This is a genomic window from Petroclostridium sp. X23 (assembly GCF_030013905.1).
Lineage (GTDB): Bacteria > Bacillota > Clostridia > SK-Y3 > SK-Y3 > X23.
In genome coordinates this window covers 1,780,317-1,802,161 of record NZ_CP124862.1, presented here as the reverse complement: position 1 = coordinate 1,802,161, position 21,845 = coordinate 1,780,317, and the positions used below count along the sequence as shown (strand labels likewise).

Here is a 21,845-nt window from a genome sequence, read left to right as displayed (position 1 = left end):
ATCTACAACATCACAGCCTTTTTTAATGCAGCCTTGCGAAGTTCTTTTAAGGCTTCTGCATCAGTACAAAGCATAGGAATATCCGTGGGAATCAATCCAGGGTGTACTTCACCAGAGGCGTCTACAAGAGGCTCGCCGAGAAGTACAGGATGCCGTTTGCCTACCGTGAGAGCGATAACAGCAATTGCATTGGCAAGTAAGCTACCGGATAGGTTACTATCCATTACAGTAGTACAGCGTGTAGGGATTTCTTCTAAAACCGTTAAGAACTTAGTATTTGCGTTATGCATTTTTCTTTTCTCCTTTCTGAACAGAACTTAAAATAACGCCTATGATGACAATAATTCCGCCTAACACTTGTATGACAAATACAGTTTCCCTCAATATTAAAATAGAAAATATCAAGCCTAAAACAGGGACCAGATTCATTAGAGATACAGAAACACTGGCTGAGAGTTTTCTTAGCCCTAAGTTATATAAAAGGAAAGCGGTAACAGAGCATCCTACACTTAGAAATATCAATGCACTTGCAGAAGTAATACTTGGCATTTTCCATGTACTACCTTCGATTATTACAAATGGCACAAAGAAAATGGCACCTACCAACATCTGATAATAAGTCAATGTCATGGCTGAATATTTATTTGTGATTTCTCTGGTAATAAAGTTATAGAATGCCCAGACTAATCCGGCTCCAATAAGAATTACATTTCCCAATAGGGATTTTGAACTGCTATCTATGGTAACTTGCGTTAGAACTGCAACGCCCATGAGAGCTAAAATAATTCCAAGTACCTTTCTTGCAGTGGGTCTTAAATGATAGATGAAAAATTCCAGTAGCGTTGTAACAGCTGGAAAAGAAGCAACAATTAAAGCAGCATTTGAGGAAGAAGTCATACTAACACCAATGTTTTCAATTGTAAAATATAGTGTAATACCTAAAATTCCACTGACTGCCACACGGATACGGTCTTCTTTATCTATTTTTTCATTATTTTTTATTATCCTGCGTATTATCCCAAAAAGGATTACAGCAAAAAATGTTCTAACTGCACCTAGCTGAATTGGGGCAAAAGTTTCATAAGCCATCTTTGTTGCAATAAAAGATGCACTCCATAATAGAACAGCACTTGCACTAGCCAAATAATAGCTATATAATGCTTTATTATATCTCAGTACCTCGTGTTTTTTCATCAATTTCTCTGATATCAGCATTTATTTATATTCTCCTTATATAGTGACTACTGAAGTAACTACTCTTAAATGGAATTTTATCAGTTTTAGTTGAATATGTCAAGATATTTGGTTATAATTTTAGTTACTAAGGTAGCTACTAAAAATTATTGGAGGATTATATGATAGAAAACATTTTAGAAACATTAAAAAATCTTAATTTTACAGAATATGAGGCTAAAGCATATCTTGCCTTATTGGAAGAATCCCCATTAACAGGTTATGCAGTAGCGAAAAATTCTGGTGTGCCACGCTCAAAAATATATGAAGTTTTAGATAGTCTTGCTACACGTGGAGATATTTTGGTTAGTCATGGGATTACACAACAGTATATTCCGATTCCTGCAAAGGAACTAATTAAAAACCGTCGAATCAAAGCTGAAGAAAATTTTAAACTTGCAGAATTATCTTTAGAACAATTTAATCATTCTGCAAAGAATCGCGAGAACATCTGGAATATTATCGGTCATAACGAGATACTGGATAAGGTAAAAGAATGTATACTTTCAGCAGAACGTAGACTTCTTATAGAAGTTTGGAAAGAAGAGTTTAAAGAACTAGAAGCTGAACTAAGGAAGGCTACAGATAGAGGTGTCTTAGTAACTATTATTGCTTATGGAGATATAGAATGTGATTTTGCCAATGTTTACTTTCATGATATGAGTAATGAAATTACGGAAGAGTACGGCGGACGTTGGCTGGTATTTAGTGCTGATGATTTAGAAGTTGTAGCAGGTATTGTATCTCTTGACAAAGACAGCCGGGCAGCATGGACAATGCACCAAGGGTTGGTCATGCCTATTACTGAAGTCATGATTCACGACCTATATATTATGGAAATTATGGGAAAACACAGAGAACTATTAGAAGAAAGTTTTGGTAAGAATCTCATAAATTTGCGAAAGAAATTTTCTATTCATCCAGATTATAAAAAACATTATGTGTAACAAGAGTAGATAACATAGTGATTAACAGTCAAAGATATGACTATTCTTCTAAGTTATGCTTTGCAAAATGATACTTTCCGGGAAGTTTTTACGTCGTCATGTCATTCCACACGGCCTACGGATAAGCATCCTAATGGGATAACCTTTTACAGTACCATGTTTAAAGGACTCAGTGATCAAAACATTTTTGGTGGAGAAATTTTAGGAGGAAAAACAGGATATACTGATAAGGCTGGTCTGTGTCTTGCGAGTCTCGCTAAAGTGGGTAATCAAGAATATGTTTTGGTTACAGCTGGTGCAAAAGGAGATAACCACTTGAAACAGTTTAATATTTCCGATGTAATAGCTGTATACAGCAATATAGGAAAATAATAAGTTCTTCATAAGAATATATTAAGATTTTGATAGGCAAAAATCCCAACATTGCCTGCCTGATTTCGATAAGATGAAATTGCCGAATCGGACAAGCTTTGATATAAATATTAGTAAAACAAGGTGTTTAATCAGCGCATTGCTGCGGAGCCTGTAAAGGGCGTATTAATATGCCCTGGTGACACGGATGCTGCTGCTACCCTATTTTAGATATAATAATAGTGAATACTTGTATTAAAGTGTGAACTGAACATAATTTATAAACTGAACATCAGAGAATAAGCAGTGATGGAATGAAAAATGGAGGTATTATGAATAAACGAGAGAGAATTAAAATAGTCTTTTTATATGCTGTTTTCATTTGTTACATACTTTTGTTAATTAAAATATTGTTGGTATCAAGAATTTCGTATTCGGAGCCTAAGTCAATCAATCTCATTCCTTTTTATAGTATAAAGGAATATATATATAGCAACTCTGCTACTATAAAAAGATTCGCTTTTGGTAATGTAATTGGCAATATAGTTATCTTTATTCCTCTTGGTGTATATTTGTCATTATTCAAAAATGATAAAAGAGTAATAACCAATTTGTTGTTTATAGTTATAGTGAGTTTGTTTGTTGAAATCATTCAAGGACTTTTAGGTATTGGAGCATCAGACATTGATGATATAATCCTAAATTGTTTGGGTGGATTGATTGGTATTTTAGGGTATAAGTTTTTATTGTTTATATTACGAGATGAGAAAAAAGTACATACTGCAATCACAATTCTATCTGCTATCGGATTACCTCTTATATTGTATTATTTATTCATGATGAGAATGAGATTCTAATATCTTTATTGGAATTCAAGAAGATATCCTACACAAAAAGAACGTAGAAATTAAACATAATGCGAAGTATAGGTTGGCTCGCTATCTTCTTATATTGAATCCTACCGATAAAAAGATTTTGACAATATTATTGCGTAAAATATAAATCAATAAAATCCCACGACCCCCTTTGTTTTAGGGGATACATCTTTACAACTTAACAAAACATGATAGCATTAGGTCACTTTGTTAATATTGATGAAAAGAGAAGTTAAAAACCTCTGTTGATTAGTCAACAGAGGTTTTATACCAACGCATTGTCTATAAAGAATATACTCGACATTTTATTAAAAAGGATAATGGAGATGGAGTGTTTCAGGAACTCCCTCTTAGGGGCTAAATATAGTCATGAAGTTAATAAACGCATGGCCCATTATAACATGGTGGAAATGGATTTATATCCTGAATCTGTCTAAAGGAATAATGTTTTGTTGCAAATTGGGATTGATATAAATACTCTAGCAAGTAAATTTCTCCGTTGGCAACGCCACAAAGTATACCCGAAACACCTTGTCCGTTAGTTAGAGACACGCCTACAGGTTGGTATATTAAAAACTGGAGTTTTTGCTGCCATGGCATATGGAATCACCTCCTGTTAACAGTATATTAAATTAACATAAGATGTTTTTATATAAGGTGATAGCTTTTAAATACGTTTAAAAATTAGCTGTTTTTTAAAGTGAATTATTGGATCAAAACTTGAGCTATTTCAGGATCGAGTAACCATGTTTGCTGGCTGCTTGAATATCTCCAGTAATATACCAGAGACCCTAACTGATCTGCGTGAGACATCCCTGCAATGTCATCCATTGCTGTCAGTTTATATGGCACACTTCGATCGATTTTAATAGGATAAAGATACGGCGAGTATAGGACAAACCCTTTATATGGCTTAATTAATGTCCCATCTTTGTTGTAAATTACACCTTCATACGCTTCTTTCCTATTGCTTACATCAAGAGTAATGGTTTGGTTTAGTGTTTTACTGGTTATATCAACCTTGTAAAAATCCTTGTAAATTACATCAAAACCCAGAGTTTTGGAAAGCGTATCATAGTCAAAAGGGAATTTGTCGGGAGCAGTTAAAAAAACTGCCTGGTTATTTAAAAAGGAGACCATATAGTAAACAGCCCTAGCTCCTGCTAAAGGAAAGCTTATAAAAATATCTTCCACCCTGTTGCCGGTGAAGTCGCCGAGAAAAATCCATGGAGCCGCACTGTAGTTATAATCAGGTGAAAGAGGTATGGTATATCTATATCCAGTCTTTCCGTCATCAATGACAAGCATAAAATCCCTATAAAAGGAGTTTTGGTCCTTATTACCAGTTAGGTACACCCTATCTGGAATCATATCGCCATTTACATCTCCAACTTTCATATCAATTATCATAGATTATCCCTCACATAATGTTACATTTACTAATACATAATATGAGAGCCATAAGCTATTGGTGCCACGTTACCATAAGATATATTATACTAATAGAAATTGAGAAAAAGAACAGATTTTCTTCTTAGGGTTATTTCAATAATATATTCTTTAATCCTTTTTAACTCAATCAATATTATCACTTCCATACAATTTCCAATGTGATAGGTTCCATTGATTCAGGGTATCCTATTTACAGGAATGAATTCAAATGGGAGTGAAGTTTTTTATGGAAGGGAAAAAAGCAAATCATTTAGCAACTGAAAAATCACCCTATCTCTTGCAGCATGCCTATAATCCAGTGGATTGGTATCCTTGGGGAAGTGAAGCATTTGACAAGGCTAAATCAGAGGATAAACCCATATTTCTTTCGATTGGGTACTCTTAGCTACAAATACTACCTTTCATTGGTGGCAGAAATTATTTGTAGCGATAAGAAACCTTGATATTTCAATGCTTAGAGCATCTTATAATTTATAAGGTGTTTTTAATTGCAGTTAAATAGACTAACAATATTTTTTATTTTGACTCTGTTAAAGAATAGTGTTGAAATTATGGTATTTCATTTGTATATCGCTTATAATAGAATTAAGTCGTAATAGTAGGATAATGCGACTTTATTTTTAATTTAATAAAATAGATAGGAGTGACTATTTGATGATTGATATAGGAATATTGGTTTTTGAAAATATTGAAGAATTGGATTTCGTAGCACCTTTTGAAGTCTTATCATATGTTAATAAAATAAAACCTAACAGTACAAATGTTTGGCTTATAAGTTCTGGGTCACAAACAATTCGAGGATACAATGGCTTACGATTCTCTGTAGATTATACCATTGATAATTGCCCATATTTAGATGTGTTAGTAATTCCGGGGGGACAAGGAAGAAAATCAGCCATGAAAAATATAAAAGTCCTTAATTTTATAAAAAGTAGATATAATGAGTTGAAATACTTATCTTCTGTATGTACAGGTTCATTAATAATTGGTTCTACAGGTCTTTTGAAAGATAAACTTGCAACTACTTATCATACTGCTTTTGATGAGCTTTCTCAAATGCAGGTAATTGTTCAAAAATCAAAAGTAGTACAAGATGGGAAAATTATTACAGGGGCAGGGGTTTCTTCTGGAATAGATGTAGGCCTATATTTATTGAGTAACTTATTTGATGAAACAATAGCACAACAAGTAGCGGATAGAATCGAATATATTTGGAACAAAGATTAAGACGTATTATTCTTATATAGTGAACCAAAGGAACCTCTGAGGTTCCTTTTAAATTTATTATAATATTAAAATCATTCTTTAAGCCGAATGGACATCTGCATAGGGATAATGAAGTAAGAATAATTTGTGTTAAACATTTCCAATTTCAATGGAGGTACATTGGTTTTGATGGGATTTTGAATCATTTTAGAATAAGCATTGAGAGAACTCATATTAAGGGATACGGTTTAAATAAAACTGATAGCACCAGTAAACACTGGATAAGCATTAAGACAGACATTCCCTTATCAGCATTTCAAATAAATTGAAACTGAGTTTGATTAAATAGTGGAAGATTAAATTTTTGGTTTCTACTATTGGAAAAATATATAATACAGTAGATATTTATTCGAGGATACAGAAGGTAAATATAAGAGTATGCATAGTGTTCTCTAAAAATGATGATGTTTTTAAAAGTTTGTTTAGACAGTATTTTAAAGGTTGCACAGTCTATGTTTTTCTGTAGTCCGTTGATTCATTTGGAACAAATTTGAAATTGGGTACTGCATTGCCATGTTGTGCTACACCCTTCAATTATTAAATATCAATACTATAACGGATTAACAGGAGATGAAAAAGAAAATAGCAGATAATCAGCAAAGCAACAGTTTACAGGCTTCCTACTCTACCGGGAGCCTATTTTGTGCGACAGGCAGTTGCACATCCATAAGCGACAGCTTTTGGAATTTTAAGTATGAAGGATAGCGACTACGTTACTGAAAACAGTAAAAACGAGTCTTAAATTCGGAAACTTAAGAGTTCTCGAAGGTGAAAGTCCTTCCCTAGGAGTGCTGATACAACCTAGGAAGCCTAGTCTAGGGCAACATCGTGAGGTGTTGTCTGAACATGATAATTCAAAAAGGCAGGTGAATATAGCACAGTTTATTAAAGATATTCAAGATGAGAGTTTAACATACGAAGAACAGAATGCATTGTATAAAACCGTTATAAAATCAATAACATATGCTAGGACTGTTGAGGATAATATAGAAATCAAAATTGAATACCGGTAAACAGAAAAGATTACTATCGAAGTTTAATAGTAATCTTTTTTATTTAGGGTATAATACATATTACAAAAAAATACAATATGAAAGGTGGTGGTGTTATGCCTAATAATAAAATACCCAATCGTTTGATAAATGAAAAGAGCCCTTATTTGCTGCAACATGCTTACAATCCAGTTGATTGGTTTGCATGGAGTAGTGAAGCATTTGACAAAGCTAAAAATGAGGATAAGCCAATCTTTCTTTCGATCGGGTATTCCTAGGTATAAATACTTGTTGCCATTGGTGGCAATACGGTTACTAGAACCAGAATTTATGTCACCATAACTGCTCCCATTCAGTTTTCCTGATCTATCGAAAAATGCTAAATAATATAATATTTTTGATTATTTATATAGTCTAAGAAGCACTTCATAGCAGGTGTGAGTGGACGATTTTTTTTGATTATTACGCATACTTCCCATGTACAATCAGGATTTTTAAAGGGAATAGCTTTTACATCTGCAATGTCCATCCCTATAAAGTGGACACCTACACCAATACCTTTATTTAATCTACTAAAATTATGTATTAGAATTAGTTCCATAGTTTCTAGAGAAATTTTAGGATTAAAACCAGCTTCTTTGCATTTTTTAACAAAGTTGTGCCTCAGTTTAAAGTTATTATTTAATAGCAAAAATTCTTCATTTTTCAATTGATGAAAATCTATTTCGACATTTTGTGATAATGGATTGTCCTTACTTACGAGAATACACATTCTATTCTTTAAAATAGTTTGACAATCAAAAGAAGTTTCATCAATAGGTGCAATGTTAAAACCAATATCTTCATGTTCGTTAAGTATAGCCTCTTCACAAGGAAGGTCTTGATATTCCGTAATATTTAAAATAATATCTGGGTGTAATAATTTAAAGTTATTGATATAGCCTTCCGGAAGTGCACTAATAACACCAAAAGACATTGCAATATTTAATATCTGTTGTTCTTTTTTTCGAATCTGTTCAAAATCGCTGGAAATTGACTCCATATGTTGTATGATTTTAATGGCACGCTCTTTAAAGCTTTCTCCATAAGGTGTTAGAATCATACCGGATTGATTGCGAATAAATAGTTCAACACCCAGATCGGTTTCTATTCTTTTTACAGCTGAGCTTAAGGCTTGCTGAGAAAGGTAGAGATTTTTTGATGCTTTAGAGATAGACTTACAATTACATATTTCCAAGAAATACTTAATGTGTTCAATTTTCAATTACCTCATCCTCCATTTAGAATAGGTGCTCTATATATTTATAATTATATTTTATTGATAAATATTAGTCAAACTCTTGATAAGAATACAGATATCTCTTGTTAATATACAACATAATTTTGATATTCACGATAACGTTTTAGAGTTACAATTGTTATAAAAATAACAGGAGGTCATCGATATGAACGCTAAGAAATATCCACATGTATTTCAACCATTAAAATTTGGAAACACAATCTTAAAGAACCGTCTGGAATTTACACCTATGGTTAGTTGCTTATCTAATGCTGAGGGTGAGGTAACAGAAGAAGCTGTTGAGTTTATTGGGATGCAGGCACGTTCAGGTGTATCACAAGTAATCATTGGAGATACACAAGTAGATTGGGAGAGAGCGTTATGCTTCTATGGTGAATTAAATGTACACCATGATAAATATATGGCAGGTCTTTCATTATTGGTAGAAGAGGCACACAGATATGGAGCAAAGCTTTCTATCGAATTAGCTCATGCTGGACGTGGGGGGGTTCCTTCTATGAATGTGAAACCTGGATTTGCACCTTCATATGTACCTACACCAGGTCGTATGCAAGATTTAAAAGTTATGGACCGCGCTGATATGGATTATGTCATTAATCAATTCAAGGATTGTGCAAGCAGAGTTAAGCGTGCTGGTTTTGATGCCATTTTTATTCATAGTGGTCATAACAACTTATTGGGACAATTCTTATCACGTTCTAGCAACTTACGTACAGATGAGTATGGTGGCAGCATGGAAAATCGTATGCGTTTTCCACTAGAGGTTATAAAGGGTATTAGAGAAGTAGTAGGACCTGATTTCCCATTGGAGATGCGTGTTAGTGGAGATGAGATGACAGGACCTGATGGCCTTCAAATTGAAGAGACAATTGTATATTTAAAAGAGGCGCAAAAATATATCAATATGGCACATATTTCTTGTGGAAATGTGTTTGTTGAACCAGGTGTTAAATATTCAGTGCCTCTATATCTCCAAGAACGTATGCAAAATGTAAAATATGCAGAAGCGGTTAAAAAAGCAGTCGATGTTCCAGTATCTGTAGTTGGCAATATATTTACTTTGGAAGAGGCAGAAGAAATCATTGCATCAGGTAAAGCCGATGTAGTTGGTATGTGTCGTTCACTTATGGCAGACCCAGACTTGATCAGAAAATCTGTAAGCGGTAAAAACGAAGATATTCGTCCTTGCTTACGTTGTATGGATGGGTGTGGTAAGATATTCCATGGCTTCCCGGTACGCTGTGCCGTAAATCCAGTTATTGGCCGTGAATTCAAGTACAAAGACATTCAACCGGCAAGAATTAAGAAAAAAGTAATGGTGATTGGTGGCGGACCGGCAGGGATGCAAGCAACTCAAACCTTAATTAAAAGAGGACATGATGTTACTTTATATGAAAAATCAGATAAATTAGGCGGTCTATTATTAGATGCAGGCGCAGTATCATTTAAAGATTTAATGAGAGATTATACTAATTGGAATGTAGATACCACTATGAAATCTGGTGCAGTAATTAAGCTTAACACAGAGATGACTAAAGAGCTAGTAGAGAAAGAAAAGCCGGATGCAATTATTATTGCAACAGGTTCAACGTATATTCGTCCAAATATTCCAGGAATTGATAAAGAAAATGTTAAAATGTTAAGCGATGTGGAAAATGGACGTGTAGACGTTGGAGAAACTGTTATTGTATGTGGAGGAGGCCTTTCAGGAATTGAAGGTGCTGTAGGACTTGCTAGAAAAGGCAAAAAAGTTACTGTTGTTGATATGATTCCAGTAGAAAAGTTCTGTGATAGTTTGTTTGGCATTACAAGAAAAGCATTATTTGATGAAGTAGAAGAAAGTAATGTTAAATTAGTTGGAGACAGCAAGATAGTCGAATTTGTAGATAATGGTGTTGTTATAGAAGATAAAAAAGGCAATAAGCAAACGATTGAAGCTGATTCCATTGTTATTGCGCTAGGTTTGAGATCAGAGAATAAATTAGCAGAAGAAATCATGCCTATTTTACCATTAGACACATATGTTGTCGGAGATGCTGATGGAGTGGAGACAGTACGTAAAGCAAACAAGACTGCATTTGATGTAGCGGTAGAAATTTAGATATACCAATAAGTCAAAAGTCCAAAGGAGACTCTAGGGGAAGAGCAAGTAAAAAGGGCTTTTCCCCAATTTATTTTTAAGGATGATGGATAAAAAAATCCAACAAATATAGAGGTTTGTATATTAACTTTAGGATAATATATGTTACAACCTATAGTTGTAACGTTACAAATATTAGATGCTGGACAATAGAAACAGGATAATATATAATTATTGAAAAGAATGTTAAAATTTAAACAAAGTATTTGTGAAAGGGATCATCTACTATTTCAGGAGGTAAGAGCGATTATGAAAATTAAAGCAGCACTTGTTAAAGAAGCCGGACAGCCCTTTAGTATTGAGGAAGTAGAACTGGCAGCACCAAAAGCGGATGAGATATTAGTGAAGATTGTTGCATCTGGTGTATGTCATACCGATGAGGTAGCGCAGATGCAGATTATTCCAGTACCGCTGCCTGCAGTATTTGGGCATGAAGGCTGTGGAATTATTGAAGAAGTTGGAAGTCATGTTGCTGATTTCAAGAAGGGAGACCATGTCAGCTTTTCTTTTGGATATTGCGGAAAATGTGAAAATTGCATGTCGGCTAAGCCGTATATCTGTAAAAGTCTTAACGATATTAATTTTGGAGGCGTTATGCCTGATGGAACAAAACGCCTGTCTCAAAATGGGCAGGGAATATCTTCTTTCTTCGGACAGTCATCTTTTGCTACTTACGCGGTAGTCAATCAAAATAGTGTGGTTAAGATTGATGATACTATTGATTTAGCACTGGTAGGGCCTTTAGGTTGCGGCATTCAGACAGGAGCAGGTGCAGTGCTCAACAGACTACGTCCTGAATTCGGTTCGACTATTGCTGTATATGGATGTGGAACAGTTGGAATGAGTGCAATTATGGCAGCAAAGATTGCGGGATGTGCTGCTATCATTGCAATCGGAGGAAACCCAAAAAGCTTGGAGCTTGCAAAAGAGTTGGGTGCGACGCATACTATTAACCGAAAAGAGTGTGACGATATTGTAGCTAAAGTCAAAGAGATTACTAAAGGTGGTGCAAGTTATGCCATTGACACAAGCGGTGTGCCGGATTTTGTTAGAAAAGCGTTGGCATGTGTAGCGCCTGGCGGTACAGCAGTTGTTCTTGGTGCCACAGGAGATTTGACTATAAATGTACAGAATGAGTTAATGGGTGAGGGAAAGAGCCTTATAGGGGTTATAGAAGGCGATGCTGTTCCAAAGCTATTTATACCAGAGCTCTTAAACTACTATAGAGCAGGCAGATTTCCTTTTGACAAGCTGATCACTTACTATAAATTTGAGGATATAAATCAGGCTTTTGCTGATTCACACAGCGGAAAGACCATCAAAGCTGTACTCAAAATGATATAAAAATATTTACATTAAAGTAGTTAATTAAAGAGTAGACAATATTTCGCTACACGGCTTGTGAATTGGTAATTCTGGGGCCAATTCGATACAAGCGTTGAAAAATTATTTCACACCCGCCAAAGACTATTGAAGAATTGATAAATCAACATTCTATAAGTTAGAAATAACATTTAGAGTAGTTCCGCTAACTCTTTCTTTCGCAGCTCAAACAACATTTGTAAGCTGTTATGTTCGGCATTTTCCTTCGGCTCATTTTCGAACTCTTATAGCGACTATGATATTTAAAAATACTACGGACATCAGTATGACAAAACTAACACTGTTAAAACCTTATAACGCTCTATTTATCGGCATCTATAAAAAAATCACGATGTCAGGTGGTAACGTAGAATCCTGTTTTTTCATCTTTTTTATTTGTTTAAAGCTGTCACATTTTCATGCCAACAGAATTATATCTCCCTTGAACAGACACATTATAGATTTCATCTATGAAGGATATTAACTAGTATTAGAAGGATGTGATAAGGGTGGCATATTTCGGCACAGGCGAAGCAAGTAAAAAGTATGAAAAGATAAGCGAGCAGACTTCAAACGGTAATACAACCGTTAAATACAGGAATGGAAATCAAAACTTTACCGTAGTTTTCAACAAACCTTCAGATGTCGCACTTAAAAGGTTTGCAAATACAGTAAATGATATCGTCACAGATATTGCAAATAAAAGAGTGTCAGCGTAAAGCTGGCATTTTCTTTATGGCTAAATCCCCTAATTTGTGGTATACTATTATCAAGATTGTGAAAGGCGGTGCTACCCATGGAAAGCAATGTACAGAAGGTAATAGAACTTATTGATACGCTGACTCCGGACGAGAAAAAGATAATATATAAGAAAATGAATGATGAAATCAACGGCAAGTTGCTTGACTTCCTTGATACCGTAAATGAAAGGGCTGAGAAGTACCCCATTTCACTTGATGAAATCACAAGAGAGGTTGAAGAAGTCAGGAGCAACAACCATGGAAAAGTATAAAGTCGTAGTTGATACAAACATATTTGTAAGTGCTTTCCTCGGAAGTAAAAACCGTTTTGCAGCGACCTAAGTTCAGCAAATATATTCATCCCCATGAACTTGATGAATTTATAAGCCTTTTGAGCTTAAAAAGCATTGTACCTTCAAACTACGGAAGGATAAACGACTGTCGGGATGAAAAGGATAATATGATATTGGAAGCTGCTGTGTATGGAAACGCTAATTTCATTATTACGGGTGATGAAGATTGATTAATATTAAACCCATACCGTTGGATTAATATATTAAGCCCTGTCGCATTTATCAAGCAGTTCTACGGGATTGAATAGAATAACACAAATATGACGTCAGCCTAATAAGCTGGCGTTTTTTGTTGCTGAATACTCGTGTTAGAACGTTGGTATACTAAAACCAAATATGAAAATTGGAGGATTAAATAATGACATTACCCGAAAAAGAGCAAGCAAAAGCAAGAAAGGCCAATAGATTGATAAATGAGAAGTCACCCTACTTATTGCAACATGCTTACAACCCTGTAGACTGGTTCCCATGGGGAGATGAAGCATTCCAAAAAGCTGCAAGGGAGAGCAAGCCTGTATTCCTGTCCGTGGGCTATTCGTAGTGAAAGGATACCAAAATCGACTTGCCATTGGTGGCAATTTCATCAAAGTAGACAACTCAAAACATAGCATAAAGTAGCTATTTACATAGGTTTTTAGATGATCTACTATTTCATCGCTATATGTTTGTGCATACAACGCATGTCCATCATATTTTTTCAGCTCCTATTAATCTTCAACCCGAAAAGAATAATTGATATAGGCCTGTTTTACTTCTTTGAAAGCATTTCTTGAAACGGGTATGGACAGGTTGCTTGTCGTGGTTAAGCCATCCTTTGATAGGTTCTTGATATAGTCTAAGTTGACGATATAGGAGCGGTGTGTCTTGAGGAACCGTTTATCTTTTAATAGAACAGCTTCAACTTGAGAAAACGCACTGTTGCTTTCTATTACGATCCCGCCTTTTTGATGAAGATAAAGAGATCTTCCGATCACCTCAAGATAGATCAGCTCGCGGAAGAAGACCTTGGACAGGTTGCCTTGTGCTTTTACAATGAGATATTGCTGCAGGTCGCTTCTAATATCGCGGAAGGCTTTTTCTAAAACGGAAAAGAACTTGTCTTTTTGAAGGGGCTTTAACAGATAGTTAATAGCATCCACAGCATAAGACTCCACCGCAAATTCCGGGGAGGTAGTCAAAAATATAATTTTGCTTACCTGATCCCTGTTTCTGATCTCGGTGGCTAGTTCAATACCGTTTAGGCCCGGCATAATGACATCCAAAAGAAAAATATCAAAATGCTTACCGCTTTCAAGCTGAGCGAGAAGCGCTATACTGCTTGTAAAGCTACTGACTTTCATTTGATCTTCTGAAAGGCTGTTGCTCGAATATTCATCCAATAACCGATTAATATGTAAAAGCTCCTGCTTGTTGTCATCACAAAGGGCGATTTTCATTCTGCACCTCAAATTTAATATTTTATACACAGACTATTATAACACAACAGTCACAAAAATAAGCCACATATTACAGTTCATGTCGAAAAAACGGCATCTCATGCAGATGGTGAAATGCAACAGCGACTTTTAGTTTATAGTTACTTTATCAGTTGCACTAAAAATAAAACCATTGTGGAGGAAAAAGACATGAAAAAAATTATTTCGATTTTACTTATGCTTGTTTTATCAGTTTCTCTGCTCGCCGGATGCGGTGGCAGCGGTCCAGACCTTACAGAGGTTACGAAAAAGTATGATCAGGCTGCGGGTATTTTTAATGAAGCGGCAAAGCTTGTGGAGGCAAATGGTTGGAACGATGATGCAGAATTTCTTGAAATACATAATGGGCTTGCCGACGAAATTGAGAAAATTAAAACCCTCATTGCAGACCCAGAACAGTCGAAAAACATTGATGCCGATGCAATGAGTGCAGGTCTTGATGGATTAATTCAAGAACTGCAGGCATATAAGGAAGCGGTTTCTGTTCCCGTAAAGTAACTAGTACTCTGTAACACTTAAACCTTGCAGTACTCGGCGAGGAAAATTTTCGTATGACAAGGCAGAGGATTGAGTAATACTGGCCGTATTACGAATGATCATGAAATACCAACCTGCAAGTCTAAAAATGATAAGCTGTTTATTCAAGTTACGAACAACTTCAGCCGTGAGGTCAAATTCGCAGAGGATATGCCCATAAGTGCAGAAGAAGACCACGGTTTTGGTATAAAAAGCATAGCGGCTACCGTGCAAAAATATAGAGGACTTTATTCCTTTACCGCAGATACCGGGGTTTTTAGGGCGAGAATTATTTTGTGATGGTACATTTCATTACGTAAAAGCAACATTTCATGCTGATAATATATTTTGCATCGGCTTAACATGATATACTTCCTGATAGATTAATGGAACAAGTTTCTTTCTAATTTAAATTTTAGCGCAGGGGTTTATATGCAAATTTCCAAGAGATAAGCAACAAGAAATGGAGGGTACTATATGGAAGAGCAAGCGGTAGCTAAGGAGGCTCAGGTAAAGGTCACGGTGGACTCTCAAACCTTTGTCTGTGCAAATTGCGGTGGTGTTATCATGTATGACATAGGGAGCGAAAAGTTTAGGTGTGCCTCGTGTAAAGTGGAAAGCAACATAGAGACTCTGTCTGAAGCGATTTTGGAATATGACTTTAGTCAGTACGCCGAGCGCGAGAAAAAATCTATTGCCTTTGAAGGCCTGGCAGTGGTGCATTGTCAAAACTGCGGGTGTGAGGTTACCTTTGAGGAGTCCCAGATAGCAACCACCTGCCCGATGTGTTCTTCAACGCAGGTGGCCACAGTAAAACAAGCGGGAGGAATACCACCGGAGGGGATTGTGCCCTTTAAGATTGATAAAATTTCAGCCGGGCAGAAATTTAAGGAGTGGGTAAAGTCAAGATGGTTTGCACCGAATGACTTCAAGAAGAAGTGCGGCGAGGGTTCGCTAAAGGGAATGTATCTGCCATTTTGGACTTATGATGCTACGGCGATAGCTGCTTATACGGGGAAAGGTGGCAATCACCGAACCGAAAAAGACCGTGAAGGCAAAACGAGAACGGTAACCGACTGGACATTTACTTCGGGGGTAGTGAGCACAAGCTTTGATGATGTACAAATCTGCGCTACGGAAAAGGAAAAAGATATACGAGGGATTATGCCTTTTAATACAGTGGGGAGCACAAAGCCCTTTGCCACCTCCTACCTCTCAGGGTTTCATGCGGAGCTTTATACAATAAAGGCGGACAAGGCCTTTGAAGCTGCAAAAAAAATCATGGAGAAGGAGCTTCGCTCTCTTGCGGAGAAGGATATACGGCATAGGTACGATACAGCTCAGGTGAGTACCCTTAACACAAAGCATACCAACGTTACATATAAGCACCTTCTGTTGCCAATATGGGCTTCAGCCTTTGGCTATAAAGGTAAAACCTACAATTACTTTGTCAACGGCGAAACAGGAGTGGTTGATGGGAGCCGTCCCTACAGCGTTCCGAAAATTGTGACAGCCATTATTGGGACGATTATAGCTGTAGCTATACTGGTATTAATTATTTAATAGATAAAGAGATAGGAGGGGAAGTTCTATGGCTTGGTTTGGACAAGGCAAGGATACGATAGAATGGGAAGAATTTAGAGCTGATATGTTATTTTTTAAGTGGCCTGCCAAAGAAATTAAAAAAGGTGCGAAGCTGGTTATTCGCGCGGGACAAAAGGCAATATTCTATGCAAACGGTGTAATCGAGGGTGTGTTTGAAAAAGCTGGCAGTTATGATATTGCAAGCGAGATTGTTCCCTTTCTCTCAACACTCAAAGGTGTCTTTGAGCTGAGAGGCGATACAGGTATGCGGGCGGAGGTCTATTTTGTCAATAGCAAGGAGCTTCTGTTGCCCTGGGGCACCCGTCAGCGTATTATGATTCCAACACCGGAGGTTCCTTCGGGAATACCCGTTGGCTGTAACGGAAATCTGATCTTGGAATTTCGTGATTACCAAAAATTCATAGAGAAGGTGGTAGGCGTAAAGGATTCCTATTCACTAGAGGACATTTCCGAGCGTATTATGGGCGAGCTGAACCCTGTGATTGCCGAAGCTATTTTAGGAGGACAGCAGAGCATTGGTGTAAATGCACTCATTGGCCTTCAGCAGAATAGCCGTAAGCTAGGACAAGCAATCAATGTCGAATTAGACAAGGAACTATTAGATTTTGGCTTTGGTGCCGTTGATGTCAACATCCTTAGCATCAACTACCCGGCGGAAGTTCAGCAAATGGCCGAAAGAGTTGCCGGACAGTCCTTTGTAGGCAATGTTGGCAAATATGCTGCCGTACAAATGGCAGACAGCTTTGACTCCCCCGGCGGCGGCAATAATATTGCATCGATGGGAGCGCAGATGGCGATGGGTGCACAGATGGCACAGCAGATGGCTGGTGCTATGAGCGGAGGAGCATCAAAATCGGCACAGCAACCAGTGCCACAAGTCGCTAATTTTATCTGCACAGGTTGCGGAATTTCCATTACCGCTTCTGCGAAGTTCTGTCCGGAGTGTGGTAAGCCTATGAAGGCTGCTGTAGCGGAATCGACCCCAGGCTCTGATCAATTCTGCCCCGCCTGTCGCAAAATGGTAGCGGGTAAATTTTGTCCGGACTGTGGCACGCAGACAGTGTAACGGTTTCAACTGCTAAAATTTATGTCCGGTGTTGACAGTTTCACAGGTCAGCTCATTAAAAAATAAAGGAGCTTTTAAATGAGAAAGAAGTTAGTAGCTTTAACATGTCTTATCTTAACAATGGTGCTTATTTTAACGGTGACGCCTATGTATCTTTTGAGGGAAGAGTTACCGTGCCGGACAACGGTACCCTTTATGTGCCAACTGGAATTACCCTAGTAACCAATGTTGGTAAGAAAAAATGTAGATTTAATGCCAGAACTTGCAAATATTGTGGGTAAAAATATTGGCAAAAGCGAATATCAACAGGCAGCTGCCAAACGGGCAGAGCCGTGTACTCCCCATGACATTTAATTCAGGCACACTATGGGATATAAAGGGCACTTGTTCCACTCTGCTCTCGACAAAGGAGTTAAGGAACAGCTAAATATAAGTTGAGTAAATGATTTCTCAAAATCTATCTTGCCTTAGTACAGACCTATTATTTTAAAATTTAATTTATGGAGGGATTTTCTATGAAAAAGCTACTACTACTTATTCTCGCGTTGGTTATGATACTTATCCTTGCCGCCTGTGGTGGAGAAACCAGTGAATCAGTGACTTTGGTTGATGTTACCACGGAAATAGGCATTAGCCTTAAACTTCCAAACGATATGGCAAAGCAAGATAGCGGTGCTTATGCTAACATGGAAACAGGTGATTCTGCAGGATTTGGCGTTACAGAAATTGCTGGAGACCCACTTTCGGGCGCGACAGAGGAAGATGTTTTAGCACTATATCAAAGTAAATATGATGATGTTGTCGTAACAAGCTTTGAAAATGGCAAACAAATCAATGGTAAAGAAGCGCTTGTATCACAAGTGAATTTAAAAACTCCCAAAGGCAATGAGGTTACAATTATACTTGTTATGGTAACTGATGACAGGAACAATTATATTGTTACTTTTACTCATGGAAAAGATAAGACAGAGGGCGCACTTTTTCAAAATCTACAAGCTTGTATCGACAGCATAACGATTCAATAAGGAACATTTCAAGTTGATAGAATTTGTATCAAAGGCTGAGTTATTCTGTACTCACTACAAAATAATATTTACCTTAAAGACTCTGTCTACGGTTGAGAAGGAATACAATCCGCCGTATTTTTGTACCACGGCTGCAATGCTTTTCGTGCCTAAACCATGATTTTCCTCTGTGCTTACAGGCATGTCGTCAACAAACAGGACTGTGCTATCATAGCTGTTACTGATTTGTATAAAGAGCTTATTATTGTTGAGTTTGGAGACGATATTTAAGGTTCTCTCATTTTCGCTATTCATTCCCTTGCAGGCATTAATAGCATTCTCAATGGCATTGGCAAAAATAACGCAAAGGTCCATATCGGATACAGCGTTTTTCTCAGGGAGATTGATCTGAGTTTTAACAGTAATCTGTTCATTCTTAGCCTTTGCAATATAGGAAGATAAAATTAAATTAACCGTGTAATTGCTGCAATATTTTTCAACCGCGGCTTCCCCAATGGTTTTTTCAACCTCTGTGATATATTTTTGCGCAGCTTCCTTGTTGTTGTCTTCGAGATAGGAATTAATCAGATTCAAATGGTGTCGCATGTCGTGGCGGTAGAGCATTGTTTTTTCTTGTGATTCTTCCAATTCTTCAAAATGAGCCTGTGCTGCAGCCACTTGCGTTTGGAGTAGATTCTGTTCGTTCTGCAGGGTGAGCTGTTCTCTGGTTTGTTTAAAAAACCGCATAATCAGAAAATAAGCAGAAAAAACCAAAATAAATAGCAACACACCATACTTAACATTGATACTCTCGATCACTGCGTCAATATTATACATTCCGATAGAATAAATAAGTACAGAATATGAAATCGGGATTATAGAAAATCCTAACCAGCCTTTATCCGTGTTGCGCAGCATATAAAGAAATGTCGGACGGATATGCTTGTAAATCATAAAATATACAGGCAGATACATGACATAGCAAATAATGTTCGCGACTTCCTTGCCGAAGCCAAAAGAATATGAAATAACTAGTCCTACCATAGAGAATGACGTGCTTATTACGATGAGTGTCAAAAGAACAAAAAATACCTTAATTGGTTTGAACTTGGATACATACATAAATGCAAAAAATACCGGAACGTGGACAGTAAAAGGATAAAACCTCATAAAAGCTGCATACCCAAAATGATGTAAGAGAAACCCATCACAAATTACCACGACAGTTACATAAAGCCCAAAAAAATAGCGATTTTTCTTGCATTTAATTTCACAATCCAATAGCATATGCATCACACTGATTGCAAAAATAAATGATAAAACAGATCTTACATAATCCATCATATAATATAACTCCTCCCACCTTCCGCTTTTAAATCTGTCACCTAAGTTTCTTCATATATAGTCAACAGTACCTATTATACCAAAATAATTACATAAATACAGTTAAAATTACATTTCATGACGCAAAAACGACATCTCATGCAGCTGGTGAATATATAAATAGACTTTTGGCTTATAATGATACCTAGCATGAAGTAGAGGCTGGTATACCTATGTAGCATCGCACTCATTATTTGGCACCATAAATAAAGGGAGGATTTCAAATGAAAAAGAAGTTAGTTGTTTTAATTATTATGATTTTTGTTATGTCTGTGCCTATGACAAGTACTTGCTTTGCCGCTGTCAAAGACTACGCAACACTACAGTGGGATGTTAATCTAACTAATATTAACTTAGAGGGCAATATACAAATAACACTTACTGGAGTGGTGGGCGAACAAATTGCCGATGATCATGTAAATTTTGCAACGTTACCAGACGCATATGGTTACGAGTTGCCATTTATTGGACATCCTGACTATTCCCCTAATGAACCGGATACCGACCTTCCTATAACAGGATACAAGGTCCACGAACATAAGGGAGCGGAAGGGGAAATGGTCATTGTACCGAGAGAAAAAATTGCTGAAACTATAATTGAATTTGGAGAAAGATTGGGTTCTAGTAAATCTCAAATTAAGCTGATCCCTGTTGTTGAGGGTTCTAAAATGACTATAGAGTTAGGGGCTACTGGATACTTTCAATACCAACAGGATTGGACTCATGCATTCCCTGGAACGACTCCGCTGCTGACAACAAGAGGAGGAAAATTGTATTTTTGCCAAATGTGGGGCGGCGATAAGGCACATTCGCATACTTTTAAAAAGACGATAAATGATCATGGAACATTCCAAATATACCCATTCCCTGACGAGTTTCATGATCTAGGCAGCAATATTGCTTTTTATGTCGTAACGGAAGCAGAAGCGAAAGCCTTGATGGCAGACTCTGGATTAAGTAAAGGTGTGCCATTCGCCCAAGCGCTTACAGCCACTCCCACCGCGTCCACGGTGCTGGTGAATGGCAAAAAGGTCTCTTTTGAAGCTTATAATATCGCCGATAACAATTACTTTAAACTCCGGGACCTTGCGAAAGTGGTATCGGGTACGAGCAAGCAGTTTGCAGTAGGATATGACAATGCGACAAACGCCATCACCCTTACCAGCCAAAAAGCATACAATGCTGTGGGCGGCGAGCTTTCAAAAGGTGACGGCAAGGCAAAAGCCGCTACGGCTACCAAATCGAAAATCTATGTAAACGGCAAGGAAACGTCATTTGCAGCTTACAATATCGGCGGCAACAACTATTTCAAGTTGCGTGATGTTGCAGAGGTGTTCGGTATCGGAGTTGGTTGGGATGGCGTAACAAATACAATTACGGTTGATACAACAATTTCCTCTGTTGCACCTCCTAAATACGTTAGGGTTGAAGCTGAAGATGGAGATATATATTTCGCTCGTACAGTTCCTATTGAACGTCTTAGCGGCGGAAATGCTGTAGGATTCGAATACGCTGACGGTTCGGTTACTTTTAAAAATAGTCCTTCTGCTACTTCTTTAACTTTTAGTTATGCAAATATTAGAGATACAAGAAAGGTAAGTTTACATGTTGATGGGGAAAGAATAGATACGTTTATTTTACCGAACACGCATGGATATAATGAATATAAAGAAATCACACTCAATGCTGAAATTCCAAAAGGCGCAGAGGTTATGGTTTTACTTGGTTCTGATAGCCGAGTTAACATAGACTATATTGATTTTATAACTGAATAGAAAAATATTA

25 protein-coding genes and 2 pseudogenes are annotated in these 21,845 nt (G+C 37.0%); 20 read left to right on the top strand and 7 right to left on the bottom strand.

Annotated elements, in window-relative coordinates:
• Positions 1-2: 2 nt before the first annotated feature.
• Positions 3-290 carry a DUF2000 family protein gene (locus QKW49_RS08810; RefSeq protein WP_282867180.1) on the bottom strand — a complete coding sequence of 96 codons (288 nt, stop codon included), beginning with the start codon at positions 288-290 and terminating at the stop codon, positions 3-5.
• Positions 283-1,215 (bottom strand): DMT family transporter, encoded by a 933-nt coding sequence (locus QKW49_RS08805; protein ID WP_282867179.1) that lies wholly within the window; start codon positions 1,213-1,215, stop codon positions 283-285. The genes QKW49_RS08810 and QKW49_RS08805 overlap by 8 nt, the downstream gene beginning before the upstream one ends.
• A gap of 140 nt (positions 1,216-1,355) precedes the next feature.
• On the opposite strand from QKW49_RS08805, the gene QKW49_RS08800 reads away from it, so the two are divergent.
• From QKW49_RS08800 to QKW49_RS08790, 3 genes and pseudogenes are all read left to right on the top strand, one after another.
• Complete coding sequence (locus QKW49_RS08800; protein ID WP_282867178.1) at positions 1,356-2,180, top strand: TrmB family transcriptional regulator; 825 nt, start codon at positions 1,356-1,358, stop codon at positions 2,178-2,180.
• Between the two features lie 24 nt (positions 2,181-2,204).
• Positions 2,205-2,552, top strand: a pseudogene (locus QKW49_RS08795) (D-alanyl-D-alanine carboxypeptidase); the annotation flags it as partial.
• A gap of 311 nt (positions 2,553-2,863) precedes the next feature.
• Complete coding sequence (locus QKW49_RS08790; RefSeq protein ID WP_282867177.1) at positions 2,864-3,388, top strand: VanZ family protein; 525 nt, start codon at positions 2,864-2,866, stop codon at positions 3,386-3,388.
• A gap of 393 nt (positions 3,389-3,781) precedes the next feature.
• Here the strand turns inward: QKW49_RS08790 and QKW49_RS08785 are convergent, their stop codons facing one another.
• Positions 3,782-4,006, bottom strand: a complete 225-nt coding sequence (locus QKW49_RS08785; RefSeq protein WP_282867176.1) for a hypothetical protein — start codon at positions 4,004-4,006, stop codon at positions 3,782-3,784.
• Between the two features lie 105 nt (positions 4,007-4,111).
• Complete coding sequence (locus tag QKW49_RS08780) at positions 4,112-4,816, bottom strand: hypothetical protein (protein WP_282867175.1); 705 nt, start codon at positions 4,814-4,816, stop codon at positions 4,112-4,114.
• Between the two features lie 268 nt (positions 4,817-5,084).
• Here QKW49_RS08780 and QKW49_RS08775 point away from each other — a divergent pair.
• From QKW49_RS08775 to QKW49_RS08765, 3 genes and pseudogenes are all read left to right on the top strand, one after another.
• Positions 5,085-5,240: pseudogene (locus tag QKW49_RS08775) on the top strand (DUF255 domain-containing protein); the annotation flags it as partial.
• A 272-nt stretch (positions 5,241-5,512) separates the two neighbouring features.
• Positions 5,513-6,085: a DJ-1/PfpI family protein gene (locus QKW49_RS08770; RefSeq protein WP_282868098.1), complete on the top strand. Its 573-nt coding sequence runs from the start codon at positions 5,513-5,515 to the stop codon at positions 6,083-6,085.
• A gap of 1,147 nt (positions 6,086-7,232) precedes the next feature.
• A complete protein-coding gene (locus QKW49_RS08765; RefSeq protein WP_282867173.1) occupies positions 7,233-7,394 on the top strand; it encodes a DUF255 domain-containing protein in 162 nt (53 codons plus the stop codon).
• A gap of 101 nt (positions 7,395-7,495) precedes the next feature.
• On the opposite strand, the gene QKW49_RS08760 is transcribed toward QKW49_RS08765, so the two are convergent.
• Entirely contained in the window at positions 7,496-8,380 is an 885-nt protein-coding gene (locus QKW49_RS08760; protein WP_282867172.1) for a LysR family transcriptional regulator, read from the bottom strand.
• Positions 8,381-8,561: 181 nt separating this feature from the next.
• Between QKW49_RS08760 and QKW49_RS08755 the strand changes: the two genes are divergently transcribed.
• The 6 genes from QKW49_RS08755 to QKW49_RS08730 all read left to right on the top strand — a co-directional run bounded on the left by QKW49_RS08755 (position 8,562) and on the right by QKW49_RS08730 (position 13,552).
• Positions 8,562-10,517, top strand: coding sequence for an FAD-dependent oxidoreductase (locus tag QKW49_RS08755; protein WP_282867171.1), 1,956 nt, complete (start codon positions 8,562-8,564; stop codon positions 10,515-10,517).
• A gap of 288 nt (positions 10,518-10,805) precedes the next feature.
• Positions 10,806-11,900, top strand: coding sequence for an NAD(P)-dependent alcohol dehydrogenase (locus QKW49_RS08750; RefSeq protein ID WP_282867170.1), 1,095 nt, complete (start codon positions 10,806-10,808; stop codon positions 11,898-11,900).
• Positions 11,901-12,427: 527 nt separating this feature from the next.
• The gene (locus QKW49_RS08745) at positions 12,428-12,637 is read left to right on the top strand and encodes a hypothetical protein (protein ID WP_282867169.1); all 210 of its coding nucleotides are present in this window, start codon (positions 12,428-12,430) and stop codon (positions 12,635-12,637) included.
• A gap of 77 nt (positions 12,638-12,714) precedes the next feature.
• Entirely contained in the window at positions 12,715-12,930 is a 216-nt protein-coding gene (locus tag QKW49_RS08740) for a hypothetical protein (RefSeq protein ID WP_282867168.1), read from the top strand.
• 29 nt (positions 12,931-12,959) lie between these two features.
• Entirely contained in the window at positions 12,960-13,181 is a 222-nt protein-coding gene (locus tag QKW49_RS08735) for a putative toxin-antitoxin system toxin component, PIN family (RefSeq protein WP_282867167.1), read from the top strand.
• Between the two features lie 188 nt (positions 13,182-13,369).
• Complete coding sequence (locus QKW49_RS08730; RefSeq protein WP_282867166.1) at positions 13,370-13,552, top strand: DUF255 domain-containing protein; 183 nt, start codon at positions 13,370-13,372, stop codon at positions 13,550-13,552.
• Positions 13,553-13,718: 166 nt separating this feature from the next.
• On the opposite strand, the gene QKW49_RS08725 is transcribed toward QKW49_RS08730, so the two are convergent.
• Positions 13,719-14,447 carry a LytTR family DNA-binding domain-containing protein gene (locus QKW49_RS08725; protein ID WP_282867165.1) on the bottom strand — a complete coding sequence of 243 codons (729 nt, stop codon included), beginning with the start codon at positions 14,445-14,447 and terminating at the stop codon, positions 13,719-13,721.
• 189 nt (positions 14,448-14,636) lie between these two features.
• Here QKW49_RS08725 and QKW49_RS08720 point away from each other — a divergent pair, with 189 nt between their 5' ends.
• The 7 genes from QKW49_RS08720 (at position 14,637) to QKW49_RS08690 (ending at position 18,698) form a co-directional block, all read left to right on the top strand.
• The gene (locus tag QKW49_RS08720) at positions 14,637-14,984 is read left to right on the top strand and encodes a hypothetical protein (RefSeq protein ID WP_282867164.1); all 348 of its coding nucleotides are present in this window, start codon (positions 14,637-14,639) and stop codon (positions 14,982-14,984) included.
• A gap of 69 nt (positions 14,985-15,053) precedes the next feature.
• On the top strand, positions 15,054-15,302 hold the full coding sequence (locus QKW49_RS08715) for a GHKL domain-containing protein (protein ID WP_282867163.1): 249 nt from the start codon (positions 15,054-15,056) through the stop codon (positions 15,300-15,302).
• 177 nt (positions 15,303-15,479) lie between these two features.
• Positions 15,480-16,565 (top strand): hypothetical protein, encoded by a 1,086-nt coding sequence (locus QKW49_RS08710; protein WP_282867162.1) that lies wholly within the window; start codon positions 15,480-15,482, stop codon positions 16,563-16,565.
• A gap of 28 nt (positions 16,566-16,593) precedes the next feature.
• Positions 16,594-17,673, top strand: coding sequence for an SPFH domain-containing protein (locus tag QKW49_RS08705; RefSeq protein ID WP_282867161.1), 1,080 nt, complete (start codon positions 16,594-16,596; stop codon positions 17,671-17,673).
• Between the two features lie 78 nt (positions 17,674-17,751).
• Positions 17,752-17,892 carry a hypothetical protein gene (locus QKW49_RS08700; RefSeq protein WP_282867160.1) on the top strand — a complete coding sequence of 47 codons (141 nt, stop codon included), beginning with the start codon at positions 17,752-17,754 and terminating at the stop codon, positions 17,890-17,892.
• Between the two features lie 6 nt (positions 17,893-17,898).
• On the top strand, positions 17,899-18,027 hold the full coding sequence (locus QKW49_RS08695; protein WP_282867159.1) for a hypothetical protein: 129 nt from the start codon (positions 17,899-17,901) through the stop codon (positions 18,025-18,027).
• Positions 18,028-18,188: 161 nt separating this feature from the next.
• Complete coding sequence (locus QKW49_RS08690; protein WP_282867158.1) at positions 18,189-18,698, top strand: hypothetical protein; 510 nt, start codon at positions 18,189-18,191, stop codon at positions 18,696-18,698.
• Positions 18,699-18,752: 54 nt separating this feature from the next.
• Here QKW49_RS08690 and QKW49_RS08685 read toward each other — a convergent pair whose 3' ends face one another.
• The gene (locus QKW49_RS08685; RefSeq protein WP_282867157.1) at positions 18,753-20,021 is read right to left on the bottom strand and encodes a sensor histidine kinase; all 1,269 of its coding nucleotides are present in this window, start codon (positions 20,019-20,021) and stop codon (positions 18,753-18,755) included.
• Positions 20,022-20,314: 293 nt separating this feature from the next.
• Between QKW49_RS08685 and QKW49_RS08680 the strand changes: the two genes are divergently transcribed.
• Positions 20,315-21,835, top strand: a complete 1,521-nt coding sequence (locus tag QKW49_RS08680) for a carbohydrate-binding protein (RefSeq protein WP_282867156.1) — start codon at positions 20,315-20,317, stop codon at positions 21,833-21,835.
• Positions 21,836-21,845: the final 10 nt, after the last annotated feature.